This is a genomic window from Nitrospirota bacterium (assembly GCA_015233895.1).
Classification (GTDB): domain Bacteria; phylum Nitrospirota; class Thermodesulfovibrionia; order Thermodesulfovibrionales; family Magnetobacteriaceae; genus Magnetomonas.
Genome location: JADFXG010000012.1, coordinates 22527 through 36477 on the forward strand (window position 1 = coordinate 22527; position 13951 = coordinate 36477).

At 41.0% G+C, this 13951-nt stretch carries 14 protein-coding genes; 8 read left to right on the forward strand and 6 right to left on the reverse strand.

The annotated features are described in order from the left end of the window. Positions 1–9: 9 nt before the first annotated feature. Complete coding sequence (locus tag HQK88_09790) at positions 10–1230, forward strand: aspartate kinase (protein MBF0617089.1); 1221 nt, start codon at positions 10–12, stop codon at positions 1228–1230. 49 nt (positions 1231–1279) lie between these two features. Here the strand turns inward: HQK88_09790 and HQK88_09795 are convergent, their stop codons facing one another. From HQK88_09795 to HQK88_09810, 4 genes are all read right to left on the reverse strand, one after another. Then, complete coding sequence (locus tag HQK88_09795) at positions 1280–1918, reverse strand: RloB domain-containing protein (protein ID MBF0617090.1); 639 nt, start codon at positions 1916–1918, stop codon at positions 1280–1282. After that, positions 1899–3149 carry an ATP-binding protein gene (locus HQK88_09800; GenBank protein ID MBF0617091.1) on the reverse strand — a complete coding sequence of 417 codons (1251 nt, stop codon included), beginning with the start codon at positions 3147–3149 and terminating at the stop codon, positions 1899–1901. Before HQK88_09800 ends, HQK88_09795 begins: the two co-directional genes overlap by 20 nt. A 234-nt stretch (positions 3150–3383) precedes the next feature. After that, a complete protein-coding gene (locus HQK88_09805) occupies positions 3384–3773 on the reverse strand; it encodes a putative toxin-antitoxin system toxin component, PIN family (GenBank protein ID MBF0617092.1) in 390 nt (129 codons plus the stop codon). 8 nt (positions 3774–3781) lie between these two features. Next, complete coding sequence (locus HQK88_09810) at positions 3782–4081, reverse strand: AbrB/MazE/SpoVT family DNA-binding domain-containing protein (protein MBF0617093.1); 300 nt, start codon at positions 4079–4081, stop codon at positions 3782–3784. A gap of 768 nt (positions 4082–4849) precedes the next feature. On the opposite strand from HQK88_09810, the gene HQK88_09815 reads away from it, so the two are divergent. The 4 genes from HQK88_09815 to HQK88_09830 all read left to right on the forward strand — a co-directional run bounded on the left by HQK88_09815 (position 4850) and on the right by HQK88_09830 (position 8776). Next, on the forward strand, positions 4850–6154 hold the full coding sequence (locus tag HQK88_09815; GenBank protein MBF0617094.1) for a dihydroorotase: 1305 nt from the start codon (positions 4850–4852) through the stop codon (positions 6152–6154). Further along, positions 6154–7296, forward strand: a complete 1143-nt coding sequence (carA, locus tag HQK88_09820) for a glutamine-hydrolyzing carbamoyl-phosphate synthase small subunit (protein MBF0617095.1) — start codon at positions 6154–6156, stop codon at positions 7294–7296. Before HQK88_09815 ends, carA begins: the two co-directional genes overlap by 1 nt. A gap of 136 nt (positions 7297–7432) precedes the next feature. Further along, positions 7433–7771 carry a Rieske (2Fe-2S) protein gene (locus HQK88_09825; protein ID MBF0617096.1) on the forward strand — a complete coding sequence of 113 codons (339 nt, stop codon included), beginning with the start codon at positions 7433–7435 and terminating at the stop codon, positions 7769–7771. Positions 7772–7855: 84 nt separating this feature from the next. Beyond that, a complete protein-coding gene (locus HQK88_09830) occupies positions 7856–8776 on the forward strand; it encodes a restriction endonuclease (protein ID MBF0617097.1) in 921 nt (306 codons plus the stop codon). Between the two features lie 99 nt (positions 8777–8875). Here the strand turns inward: HQK88_09830 and HQK88_09835 are convergent, their stop codons facing one another. Together HQK88_09835 and HQK88_09840 are read right to left on the reverse strand one after the other, a co-directional pair. Further along, on the reverse strand, positions 8876–9094 hold the full coding sequence (locus tag HQK88_09835; protein MBF0617098.1) for a type II toxin-antitoxin system HicA family toxin: 219 nt from the start codon (positions 9092–9094) through the stop codon (positions 8876–8878). Beyond that, the gene (locus HQK88_09840; protein ID MBF0617099.1) at positions 9091–9291 is read right to left on the reverse strand and encodes a type II toxin-antitoxin system HicB family antitoxin; all 201 of its coding nucleotides are present in this window, start codon (positions 9289–9291) and stop codon (positions 9091–9093) included. The genes HQK88_09835 and HQK88_09840 overlap by 4 nt, the downstream gene beginning before the upstream one ends. A gap of 131 nt (positions 9292–9422) precedes the next feature. Between HQK88_09840 and HQK88_09845 the strand changes: the two genes are divergently transcribed. Genes HQK88_09845 through carB form a run of 3 tightly spaced genes read left to right on the forward strand, consistent with a single transcriptional unit; the run spans position 9423 to position 13863 of the window. Then, on the forward strand, positions 9423–9881 hold the full coding sequence (locus tag HQK88_09845; GenBank protein MBF0617100.1) for a hypothetical protein: 459 nt from the start codon (positions 9423–9425) through the stop codon (positions 9879–9881). Next, complete coding sequence (locus tag HQK88_09850; GenBank protein MBF0617101.1) at positions 9805–10554, forward strand: hypothetical protein; 750 nt, start codon at positions 9805–9807, stop codon at positions 10552–10554. The genes HQK88_09845 and HQK88_09850 overlap by 77 nt, the downstream gene beginning before the upstream one ends. Before the next feature lie 15 nt (positions 10555–10569). After that, positions 10570–13863, forward strand: coding sequence for a carbamoyl-phosphate synthase large subunit (gene carB / locus HQK88_09855; GenBank protein ID MBF0617102.1), 3294 nt, complete (start codon positions 10570–10572; stop codon positions 13861–13863). Positions 13864–13951 lie beyond the last annotated feature (88 nt).

Below are 13951 nucleotides of genomic sequence, written 5' to 3' on the forward strand. Positions count from 1 at the left end.
TGAAATAATATGTTAATAGTGCAAAAGTATGGGGGCACATCGGTTGGCAGCAAGGAGCGAATCAAGGCGGTAGCTGAGCGTGCGGTTAGAACAAAGCGTGAGGGACATGATGTCGTGCTTATTGTGTCAGCGATGTCTGGTGAGACCGATAGATTAATAAATCTGGCACAGGAGATAAGTCAAAATCCGTCAACTCGTGATATGGATATGCTGCTATCAAGTGGAGAGCGCATAAGCGCCGCTCTAACAGCTATAGCGATAGAGTCACTGGGAGAGAGGTCGTTGTCGCTTTCCGGCAGACAGGCCGGAGTTTTCACAACTTGTGAACACACACGGGCAAAGATAGAAAAGGTTGATGCAGCACGGGTATTAGTGGCTCTAAAAGAAGGCTTTATACCTGTGATAGCGGGGTTTCAGGGGATTACAAATACGGGAGCAGATGTAACAACCCTTGGCCGTGGTGGATCTGACCTCAGTGCAGTGGCAATGAGTGCCGCAATACGTGCCGATCTCTGTGAAATATACACCGATGTGGACGGAGTTTATACGACAGATCCAAACGTTGTAAAAAACGCACGGAAACTAACCAAAATCTCTTATGATGAGATGCTTGAGTTGGCAAGTCTGGGCGCTAAGGTGCTTCAGACAAGGTCTGTGGAATATGCTAAGAAATACGATGTGCCGGTAGTGGTGCGGTCAAGTTTTAATGATGTGCCAGGCACTTTAGTAATAAAGGAGGACAGTGAGATGGAAAAGGTAGTGGTCTCCGGTGTGGCCTATGATAAAAATCAGGTGAAGCTAACGGTACGTGGCGTTCCGGACAGACCGGGTATTGCCTCAACTCTGTTTACAAACATTGCCGATGCAGGTATTGTTGTTGATATGATAGTGCAAAACATTAGCACAGACAGTAAAGCCGCTGATATTTCTTTCACAGTGCCTAAAACGGACTCAAAGGCTGCACAGGCAATAACCGAGAAGGTGGCAGGAGAGCTAAAAGCTGAGGGAGTGGTCTTAAACGACAACATATCTAAAATTTCCATCATAGGGGCAGGTATGAGAACCCACTCCGGGGCAGCCGCAAAGATGTTTCAAACCCTCTCGTCAAACAACATAAACATTATGATGATAAGCACGTCTGAGATAAAAATATCCTGCGTGATAGACGCCAAATATACGGAGCTTGCCGTGCGAGAGCTGCACGATGCTTTTGAACTGGCTGCTGCGTAAAAGATGGCTGATTGACCCATAGATAACATGCAGGAATTATTTAAAGTCACTACTTACGATATTTGTTTAGTTCCTCGACCAGTTCATGAACTGTTGTTGACGGATTATCTCGTTCAGGGTTTAAACCGTTAGGGTTGCTAGTCTTATGATGCTCTATTAATTTTTTAGCATTTATTATTGCGGTTGTCTGTCTATCTAATAGTGTGCTATACATACTTTTTGAGTTCTTTTCGTATTTAAATCCTAAGCGTGTTGTAAGCTTTTCTTTATACTGGTCTCTTGATAACCCTGCATCAATATAAGCGTAATGCAGCAAGTACCACAACTCAAAAGCCTCATTTGAATAGGCAACACGAATATTACACTTTTTTGCTGAATCAATTGCTTTATTGAAATTTTCAGATGCAAAAGAGTCTTTGTCAAACACTACCCAGGTTATTTCAAAATCTTTTCCTTCTTTTTTGAGTTCTATTCGTAAATCTTTTGCTTTTTGCACTAAAGAGCAAGTGTTATATCCTGTGCCAATTATTTTAACATCTTGTATATTTATCAGACTATTATGAAGATCTTTCCGAAAACTCTCAAAATAATTCTTCTCTGTTTTTTCTCCTTCACAGACAATCAAAATTGTTTTGCTAACTTTTCTATAGTTTTGTTTGCGTTTTAAATTATTCATTTGCCGTCTCATGTTCTTTAGTAAGTGTTGAGAAATCACCAATAAAAGGTACCGCCCCATATTTCCCCATTATATAGTCTTTATTATACGAGGCATCATTTCTTACTTTAAATTCTACTAGAGAGTATAAGTCAGTAGCCCCATATCTGTCCTTTTCAGTAAACCAAATCTGGTCTCTTCTAAAGTATTCCTTTTTTAACAAATTAGTGTCGTGCGTTGCCATTATAAACTGTGCATTTTTATTTTTGGTATTAAATATTTTAACTAACTCTTTGGTTATTATTGGGTGTAACCTTGCATCCATCTCATCAATAACCAAAATTGTACCATCTGCAAGTTTCTCAAGTATTGGAGCTGATAAGGATATTATTTTCAATGTTCCTTCAGATTCAAAATTTATTGGTAATTTAACATGACCACTTGCTTTCCTCTCATTATCGTATTTATTGTGTAAAGTGAAAGATAGTGATGCGTCCTTTTCTAACAATGCCTTTCTTAATTCTTCTGGAAAATCTTCTGGAATTTGTTCTGCAGTTACCTTTATTTTTTCACTTTTAATATCCTCAATTTGTAAATCAGCAATTTTTATAAAGTCTAAAATACTGTTCTTATTTGTTTCATCTTCAAGTTTTTTCAATGAATATGGCAAGATGCGCCTGTCATCTATCCCTGAAATTATGTTAACATTTGAAAACCAATTTGAAATATTAGTTGAGATTTCACCATTCCACTGAGCACAAACTGACAAAAACAAAGCGTTAGGACGAGTCCTCTCCTCTAAACCTTTGCCCTCCTTAAATTTAGGTTCTATGTTACCAAGCTCTCTTTTAAAAAGTTTCCTTTCCTTAGCTTTCAGACTTGAATAGAGCCATTCACTTTGGACTTTGCCTTTCAAAAGTTCAAAACCATATCTGTACCTTACTTCGCCTAACATGAAAATAATCTCAAAGTGTGAATTTCTATTTATGCTTTCTGTGTCAAAAAGAAAGGGATAACTAGTCTCTAACCATTTCTCATTTGCAGATTCCAATACACAGTTTCTCATGAAAGTTATTGATTTAATCAGATTACTTTTACCGCTTGCATTAGCACCATATATGACAGCGCTTTTTAAGAGTTTTAGTTTAGGGTTAGGTGTGAGAATAAGGTGATCCGCATGTTCTTTAACTGAGGCGGCAACCATGCTTAGTGTTACTTTCTTTTTAAAAGACAAATTGTTTGCTACGCTAAAAGTCACTAACATTTCATTTATCCTTTTTATAAGTATTTTAGCTATAGCATATAAAATATTTAAAATAAAGTCAATAAATGTGATAAATTCTCATAATATTACGATTTATGTTTGGATAAAACTATTTAAAGCCTGCGTTGAAGCAGTCTTGCAGACTGCTCCATAACGTTTGGGATTGTAGTACCAACATTTTCAAAATTCCAAACATTACTGCGCAATCAAGAAGATTGCACCAACGTGGTAATGTCAGAGTAAATCTAAGAATTCTCTTGGGCTTAAAATTTTTACTCCCTCGTACTCATCAAGAGGAAAATGTTTTTTATTTCCAGTGATAATTACGTTGGCTTTAGCTGTCAATGCTGTGGCAAGGTAGGTTTCATCGTTGGGATCAGCAAGTTTAAAAGAGAGTTGCACTGGTTTAACTATAATTGCTACTGTTCCTAAATCCTGCAAAATCAAATTAAAAGCAGGGACTTTTTGAAATTTCGGCCTGTTGATTACAACGGTGTATTCCTCGATAATTTCTGGTGAAAAGTACACTGTATGATGTTCAATCAGTTCATAAATTAAATCCCGGCAAGTACCTCTGTTTAAACCTGCAGAAATAAAAATGTTGCAATCTATTACGACCTTCATTTTATAAATTACTGCTTCTTTCGTTCCTTTCTGCTTTTTCTAATTTCTTCATTGGCAATTGTCATTATTTCATCCTCTGAAAGATTACTAAACTCATTTTCCTGTTGATTCTCCAATATATGTTTCAACTTTTGAACCATTTCTTTTCTTCTTATCACCTCCACCGGTCGTAATATAAACATGTCGTCCTTTTGCTCAAACTCAATCATGTCTCCGATATGAAGACCAAAAGTTTCTCGCAGGGTTCGTGGGATAGTTATTTGAAACCCCCGGCTTATTTTTCTAACGATTGTTTTTTGTTCGTTCATAGTGCTCCTTATTAAATTACTAAATTAGTAAAATACATTTTTAGTATAAAATAAATGGGTAAAGAAAAACAAGACGTTGACTCTAAGCTGGAATCCTAATTTATTTGCACACAAAATGAGGTCTTAGACTGATGTGGGCAATTGTCCTATTTTAAAACCAACACCAAATAGAGACCGTTGCAAAAATATTATAAAACCAAAGTTGAGTTCAAAAATATAACAAAATGTTATAGAAAAAGGATGAGATTGCCACACCCCCTGCGGGGGTTCGCAATGACGGCGTGGGGCTGTGCGTGGGCGTACCTATCCGTCATTACGAGGAGCGATAGCGACGTGGTAATCTCATCATTATTATATTTTAGGCTGCTACTCGGTATTAATTGGGAAATACTTTTCCCCCATTTTGGGAATTTTGCAACGGTCTCAAATAGCAATCTAAAGAGTATTATGTTATACTATCTTATAGCCTGCATATTCACCGAAGCTGAACCTACAGAACATCTTTGGGAAAATTGCACACCAGTATTTTGACATCAGTGCTGAGGCTGTTTTTGCTCCCTGTCTTAACGATGTACCGGTTCTCATAAAAACTCTCAAGCAGATCATTGATGATTTACTATAAAACTTAACAGTTGCTTTGTTATTACCATTGACTTTTCTATACCTGTAAGCGTTAAAATAGAAACACAAACAAATGGATTCTACTTAAATGCTCCTATCCACACAAGAGATAAATTAAGAACTAAGTGACAGCATAGGTAGAGAAAGATGACAGATTATTTAATCAAAAACGGACACATCACTGACCCCTCACAGGGGATAGACGCTGTTGGCTGCGTATTAATCACAAACGGCAGAGTTGAAAAGGTGTCTGTTGGAGCAGATTCAATCAAGGTTGGCGATTCCAATATAACTGTGGTTGATGCGGCAGGACTGCATGTTTTCCCGGGGTTTGTTGACATGCACGCTCATTTAAGAGAGCCTGGGTTTGAGTACAAAGAAACCATACGAACCGGCACACTTGCCGCAGCACGTGGCGGATTTACCTCTGTCTGCCCAATGCCAAACACAAAGCCAGTAAACGATAACGAAACAGTGACGGAGTTTATCGTAAGAAAGGCAATGGTTGAGGGGTATTGCGATGTGTTTCCAATTGGCGCTATCACAAAGGGACAGGAGGGCAAGGAGCTTGCCGAAATGGGTATGATGAAAACGGCCGGATGTGTTGCATTTTCAGATGACGGAAAACCTGTTATGAACTCTCTTATAATGAGGAGGGCGCTTGAGTATTCTAAAGTGTTTTCCTGTCCTGTAATTTCCCATGCTGAGGATGCTCATTTATCCGAGGGCGGGGTGATGAATGAGGGGTATTTGTCAACCATACTGGGGCTTAGAGGAATTCCAGCCGAGGCAGAGATTATCATGATTAAGCGTGATATTGATTTAGCGGCTCTTACCGGAGGCAGACTGCATGTGGCACACGTCTCAACGGCAGGCGGAGTCAGAGCAATTCGAGAGGCTAAAAAAGACGGGATAAATGTCACTGCCGAGACCTGCCCGCATTATTTTAGTATAACGGAGGATGCTGTCTCAGGATACAATACCAACGGTAAGGTTAATCCTCCGCTTAGAACCCAACGCGATGTGGAGGCCGTAAGAGAGGGCCTAAGTGACGACACAATTGACACAATCGCAACCGACCATGCCCCTCATCACAGGGACGATAAGATGTGTGAGTTTGACAGGGCGGCATTTGGGATTTCAGGCTTTGAAACGGCTTTTGCTCTAAGTATCAGACTGGTGCATGACGGAGTGTTGACGCTAAATAGATTAATACAAAAGATGACCAGTCAACCGGCACTTATATTAAACATAGATAAGGGCACCCTTCATGAGGGCAAAGACGGTGACGTTGTGGTGGTTGATATGGGGGCGGAATTTATAGTGGAAAGCGAACAGTTTTTATCAAAAGGTAAAAACACTCCCTTTTTAGGATGGCAACTTAAAGGGCAGCCGGTGTTAACTATAAATCGAGGCAGAGTCACTTATGATAATATTTCGGAGAGACACTAATGCTAAAGGCAACGCTTGTGCTGTCGGATGGTTTGGTTTTTGAGGGTGAGAGTTTTGGCGCCTCAGGTGAGGCCGCAGGTGAGGTTGTGTTTAACACCTCAATGACCGGGTATCAGGAGATTCTTACCGACCCCTCATACACAGGACAAATTGTAGCCATGACATACACACAGATGGGTAACTACGGAGTTAATCCGGAGGATGTTGAATCCAAGGGCGGCCCAAAAGTTGAAGGTTTTATCGTAAAAGAGAATTTCGATTGCCACAGCAATTGGCGCTCTAAGGGCTCTCTTGACAGTTATTTAAAAGACCACGGCAAAGTAGGCATTCAGGGAATAGACACACGGGCACTCACCTCACACCTTAGAGACAACGGCTCTATGATGGGAATTATTGCAACAGGAGAGACTAACGCTAAGGATTTATTAAAAAAAATAAGAGCACATGCTGGAATTGCGGGTGTTGATCTGGTTAAGGATGTGACTACCAAATCCGATTACAGCTGGAATGAAAAGCTGTGGGAATGGGGCAAGGAAAAACAACGCAGCAGGCATTTGTATCAGATAGTGGACAGGGCTAAACCCAAAGTTGTGGTCTATGATTTTGGCGTTAAATTTAACATACTACGGAATTTGTTTAATACAGGGTTTGACATAACAGTGGTACCGGCAAAAACATCAGCCGAGGATGTGCTTGGCATGGAACCGGATGGAATTTTTTTAAGTAATGGCCCCGGTGACCCTGAGGCTGTAACATACGCCATTTCTAATGTAAGAAAACTAATCGGCAAAAAGCCCATATTTGGTATATGTCTTGGACATCAGATAATTGGGCTTGCTTTAGGCGGAAAGACGTATAAACTTAAATTTGGCCACCACGGCGGTAATCATCCGGTTAAAGACCTCGAAAGCGGAAAGGTGGAAATCACATCCCAAAACCACAACTACTGTGTTGACGTTGACTCCCTGAAGGGTAAAGTGGAACTTACTCACGTTAACCTCTACGACAACACGGCTGAGGGAATGCGGCATAACGAGTACCCGTTGTTTTCAGTACAGTACCACCCGGAGGCAGGCCCCGGGCCTAACGACTCTATGTATCTCTTCAGGCGCTTTATGGATATGGTTGAAAAAAATGTGTAAAGAAAACATTTACAGAAAAGGGATAGTCCACAGATGACGCAGATGAACGCAGATAAAAAATATCAATCTGTGAAAATCTGCGAATAAAGAATTCTTTAAAAACACTTGGTTAATATATGCTATGGAGGATAAAAATTTGATACGAGTGAGTGTTGATAAATTAGAGAAAAACGGCATGATGGGAGTTGAAGAGGGTGGCAACAACGTGCTTTTAATAAAAGTTGGTAGTGACTATTTTGCTTTGGGAGACATATGTCCGCACAAAAAGTGCAGACTTCATACAGGCACATTAAAAGGCACTCAGGTAATATGTCCATGTCACGGAGCGACTTTTGACGTAACCACGGGGAAACTTCAGGCCTGGTATAAGATTTTTCCCCCATTTTTAATAAAACTCATCGCTAAAATCGGCATTATGAACGTAAAGACATATAAGTGCACAGTCAGTGGCGATGAGGTTTTAATTGAAACGTGAAGGAAAACTTGGGGAAATAGAGGTTATTAAAATGATAAGTATCCTGGCAAGCTGTTACTTGATGAGAAGGCATAGGTCTAAATTATGATTCCTGATTTCCAGACATTGATGCTTCCGATACTTTGTTTTTGTAAAGACCGAAAGGAACATAGAACAAGTGAGATAGTAGATTCTATTGCAAAGGAATTTAGTTTATCTGATGATGAGTTAAATGACAGATATTCAAGTGGTCAAAAAATTCTATACAATAGAATTGGTTGGGCTGTGAACTATTTAAAAAAGGCATTATTAATAGAATCGAAAGGTCGTGGAGTAATAAAAATACTTGAGCGGGGATTGGATGCGCTAGGGCAAAATCCAGCTAAAATAAATTTGCCTTTTCTCAAAAAATATCCAGAGTTTTCTCTATTATTAAAGGGTATAGCTGATGATAAAAAGTCTGCAACGGTAGAGAAAAATGATAATGCAGAGTTTGAAGAAACAACCCCTGAGGAAATGATAGAGGACGGATATAAAAAGATTAGAAACGCACTGTCTGACGAGCTGCTTGATAAAGTTAAAGTATGTTCACCTAGTTTTTTTGAGATGTTGGTAGTTGATCTCCTTGTAAAAATGGGATATGGCGGCTCAAATAAAGAAGCTGGCAGGGCTGTCGGTAGAACGGGTGATGATGGAATAGATGGGATAATAAAGGAAGATCATTTAGGTCTGGACGTAATATATATACAGGCAAAAAGATGGGATAAAGTGTCTGTTAGTGTGTCGGAGGTCAGAAGTTTTGCCGGAGCTATGCTTCAAAAAGGTGCTAAAAAAGGAGTGTTCATAACAACTTCAAAATTCACGTCAGATGCTCTGTCTTATATTGAAAAATTGGGTGATACAAAACTAATATTGATAGATGGAGAAAAATTAACGGAACTAATGATGAATTTCAATGTTGGAGTAAAACTTTCAAGCTCCTACGAGCTTAAAAAAATTGATTCAGACTACTTTTCTGAGGATTAAGTTGTATGAAAAAAAGGCGAACCGATCAGGCTGTAGAAATGACATCCGGAATAAACACATTTAATTTGCATGTCAGTAGTCAATGAAGAACTGCGTTACTTAAAGCAATTCTAAAAACTCGTTGACGGTAAGTCCGGCCTGTCTTATAATTGCTCTTAATGTTCCTCTGTCTAACGTTGCATGGTCAGGCACTACTATTAGTGAATAAGGATTATCTCTTGCAAGTATTATATGGCTGCTATGCTGTCTTTTAAATATAAACCCTGTTTTTGCAAGAGCTTTAACGCATTCACTGCCTGAAACAACAGGCAATTTCATACCGTTACTAATTCCAGATTATCCTCCGGTACTGAGTGCCCATCCTCGGTTAATGTCTCAATATACAGTATTATGGCTTCTTTGATATTTTCAAGCGCTTCAGTTCTTGTAATCCCCTGGCTTATACATCCCGGCAGAGACGGACACTGCGCGACCCAATATCCATCCTCTCCGGGATAAATTATTACACGTCTCATCTTTGTCCTCCTGTTTAACTAATAATATCAAGTGTTGGAATTTTTTTGCAACCACATCTAACCTGACGGCACAATCTCTTGCATATTGACTAGTTAAAAAACGCAGCCGTGTTGCTGGCAATATACGATATATGTTACAATCAATCATGAAGAGCGTAGCGATAGCCGTATTTGTGTTGTTTTGTCTGTCAACCGTTGCTTTTTCAGCAGATTCATCATTTACGCAGTCGGACAGGGATCGCTTGATTCGCCTTGAAGAGGGGCTGAAGGCTACAAACCAAAAGATTGACGATGGGCTGAAAGCTACAAACCAAAGGATTGACGATTTGAAAGCTGATATGAATAGAAAGTTTGACCAGATGACAACTTTCATGCTTTGGGGCTTTGGAATACTGTTTGGACTATTTTTTAGTGGCATGGGATTTTTAATGGGATTTGTACTATGGGACAGACGTACTGCACTTGCTCCCGCCGTACGAAAAACTAAAGAACTCGAGGAACGGGCTGAATTGCTTGAAAAAGCCCTTAAAGAAGTATCCATCAAAAACCCTGACATCAAAGAGGCTCTTAAACACGTCGGGCTATTATAATGAGAACATAGTTTTACCAGCAATGGGGGGTACTGTCTCAGTTTTAAAAGATAATAGTAATAGTGGACACAACTATGACATATACTATGAAGGCAATTGTCTGCTTCTAATCTCAAAATCTTTTAAGTCGGAAAAGACGAGTGTGCTGCATGTGGGGATATTTAACGCTGAAATGTCAGCAGCATTTGTTTCAGGAGGGGTTGCGCTGTTATATGTGTTTATCGTATACAGAGTCAGCGTTTTGACAATTAGCCACTACGTTATAGCTTTAGTGCTTGCAATTACCTCATTTCCACTATCAAGAATTCTACTTTTTAAAGAGCCGGCTCTTGAGCTGTTAATAGATAAAGACGTTGGACTAATAAAGTTAACTAAAAACGGGACATTTAGAACCAATGTTTTTGAAAGGCCATTAAGTGATATTAAGGATGTTATAGTTAAACACACAGAGTTTAAGATGTCTAACCCTGACGGGGTTGAGTTTGTAAAGAAAATTGCTCTTGGCCATGGGACAGTCATCCCGGGCTTTGGGCTTTCCGAACATATTTATACTGTTGAGTGTATTTTCAAAAACACTTCTGACTTGGCAGAAAACATAATAATATACAGCAGTAAAACCAAAGAAGAGTCTCAGGAATTAGCGGATAACGTGTTGCATTATATAAAAACATAAACCAAGAGGAAGAAAGTGCCAAAAAGAGGCGACATTAAAAAAATTCTAATAATAGGCTCCGGGCCTATAATAATCGGCCAGGCTTGTGAGTTTGATTATTCGGGTACTCAGGCGTGTAAGGCGCTGAGAGAAGAGGGGTATGAGGTAATTTTAGTAAACTCCAACCCTGCAACTATAATGACTGACCCCGATATGGCCGATGTGACCTACATTGAGCCGCTTACCAGTGAAATCCTTGAGATGATAATCGAAAAGGAACGCCCCGATGCCCTGTTGCCAACTATGGGCGGGCAGACAGCCCTTAATCTCACCGTGGAATTATGTGAGCTTGGTGTGGTGGACAAATACGGTATAAAGCTGATAGGGGCCGGGCTGGATGCAATAGTAAAGGCTGAAAACAGAGAGCAGTTTAAGCATTCTATGGAGCGAATCGGGCTTGAGATTCCCCGAAGTGTCGCTGTAACTACGGTTGAAGAGGGAATGAGGGCGGTTGAGTACGTAAGGTTTCCGGCTATTTTGCGGCCTGCCTTTACACTGGGCGGCACCGGAGGAGGGGTTGCCTATAATCTTGAAGAGTACGGTGCGCTTCTTAAAAATGCGCTTGATCTCAGTCCTGTCACTCAGGTGCTCATAGAGGAATCGGTCATAGGCTGGAAAGAGTATGAGCTTGAAGTGATGAGAGATAATGCCGACAATGTGGTTATAATCTGCTCAATAGAAAACTTAGACCCTATGGGGGTACACACCGGGGATTCTATAACGGTGGCTCCGGTTCAGACCCTTACCGACAAAGAGTATCAGAGGATGAGAGACGCTTCAATCGCTATTATCAGAGAAATTGGGGTTGATACCGGAGGGAGCAATATTCAGTTTGCACTAAGTCCGGAAACAGGCAGAATGCTTGTCATTGAAATGAATCCGAGAGTGTCAAGAAGCTCGGCGTTGGCAAGCAAAGCAACCGGATTTCCGATAGCCAAAATAGCCGCTAAACTTGCCGTAGGATTACGGCTTGATGAAATCCCAAACGATATAACCCGTGAAACTCCGGCCTCTTTTGAGCCAACCATAGATTATGTGGTAACAAAGATTCCTCGTTTTGCGTTTGAAAAATTTCCGGAGGCAGAGCCCATTCTAACCGTCGCCATGAAGTCTGTGGGTGAGGTTATGGCTATAGGGAGAACTTTTAAGGAATCACTTCAAAAAGCGATGCGAAGCCTTGAAGCAGACACATACGGCTTTGAAAAGCCCGATGAAACTTTAAACGAAAAGGCTCTGATGTTAAAACTCAAAGTGCCAAACTCAGAAAGACTCTGGTTTATTGGTGAAGCCCTAAGAAGGGGTTATACGGTTGATGCCATAAACTCAGTGACCAAAATGGATCCCTGGTTTTTAAACAATATTAAGGAAATTATTGATTTTGAAAAACAACTATCCGACATAGCTTTAAACGGCAAGAATCTGTCAGATATAGATTCCGGGCTGCTTAGAAAAGCAAAAGAGTTTGGGTTTTCAGACCGGCGGCTTTCAGAGCTTCTAAAAACCGATGAGGACACAGTCAGAGCATTAAGAAAACTCAGAGGAATTATACCGGTATATAAAATCGTTGACACCTGCGGGGCAGAATTTAAGGCACGCACCCCATACCTGTATTCAACGTATGAAAGGCCGTTTTACAAAATAACCGAGGATGGCGCAGGTAAGGCAGAAGTAAACGCCGTATCGGCCTGTGAGGCTAACCCAACTGATCGGAAAAAGATAGTGATTCTTGGCTCAGGCCCAAACAGGATAGGGCAGGGGATAGAGTTTGACTACTGCTGCGTACAGGCGGTTTATGCCCTTAAGGAGCTTGGGTATGAAACCATAATGATAAACTGTAACCCGGAAACTGTTAGCACCGACTATGACACCTCGGACAGGCTGTACTTTGAGCCTCTTACTATTGAAGATGTGCTTTCAATTATAGACGTTGAAAAACCTGAAGGAGTGATAGTGCAGTTTGGCGGGCAGACGCCGCTTAAACTTGCCGTGCCGCTTGAAAGAGCTGGAGTCAGGGTGCTTGGCACATCTCCCGATGCTATTGACAGGGCTGAAGACAGGGCCAGATTCAAAGACCTTCTCCATAAGTTAAATTTGAAACAACCACTTAGCGGCATAGCACGCTCTGTTGAAGAGGCGGTAAAGACGGCAGATGGGATTGGTTATCCGGTTATGTTAAGGCCCTCGTATGTATTAGGGGGACGCGCCATGGAAATTGTCTATGACAGCGAGTCGTTATATGATTACATGGGGCGTGCCGTTAAGGTGTCTCATGAAAAACCGGTGTTAGTGGATAAGTACCTGGAGGATGCCATAGAGGTTGATGTGGATGCCATATCGGATGGCACCAAAGTCATAATAGGCGGAGTCATGGAACACATTGAGGAGGCTGGAATTCACTCAGGAGATTCGGCCTGTTCACTACCACCATACTCCCTGCACCCCCGCATAGTGAACGAAATAAAGGAGCAGACGAAAGCGCTGGCTCTTGAGCTTCGCGTTATAGGGCTGATGAACGTACAGTTTGCCGTAAAAGAGGGTGAGATATACATTTTGGAGGTTAACCCCAGAGCCAGCCGCACGGTGCCATTTGTCAGTAAGGCCACAGGGGTATCAATCGCCAAAATTGCGGCAAAGATAATGGCCGGCAGAACTCTTGATGAGTTGGGTGTCACAAAGGAGCCGGTAATTAAACACATTGCGGTAAAGGAATCAGTGTTGCCATTTGGGAGGTTTCCCGGAGTTGATACAATACTTGGACCTGAGATGAAATCAACCGGTGAGGTTATGGGAATAGACGTGGATTTTGGTCTGGCCTATGCTAAAGCTCAGGCCTCGGCCTATAACAGGATTCCGATGGCGGGTAAGATTTTTATAAGTGTGCGGGATAAGGACAAGCACTCATGCGTGGAAATAGCGCGCACCTTCATTAAAAACGGTTTTACAATTGCTGCAACAAAAGGCACTACGGAATTTCTGATGGGGCAGGGGATTGAGGCTGAGCCGGTTAATAAAGTAAATGAGGGACTGAGGCCTCACATTGTTGATTTAATAAAAAGCAAAGAAATCAGCTTCATAATCAACACAATATCAGATTCCAAATCTAAACAAGACTCCCAATCAATAAGAACATCAGCACTCACCTATAAGATTCCCTACGCAACTACGATTTCTGCGGCAAGGGCTGTCGCAAATGCTGTGGAAATGTTAAAATCAAACAAGGTGGGGATTAAATCTATTCAGGAATACCACAGGACGGCATCAGGGCTATGAAAGACTTTTTTATAAACAAAGACAAACAACGGGTATCGTTGGTATGTTAAAGGAGACAGGAAAGACTTATGACGGAAACAAAGGTAAA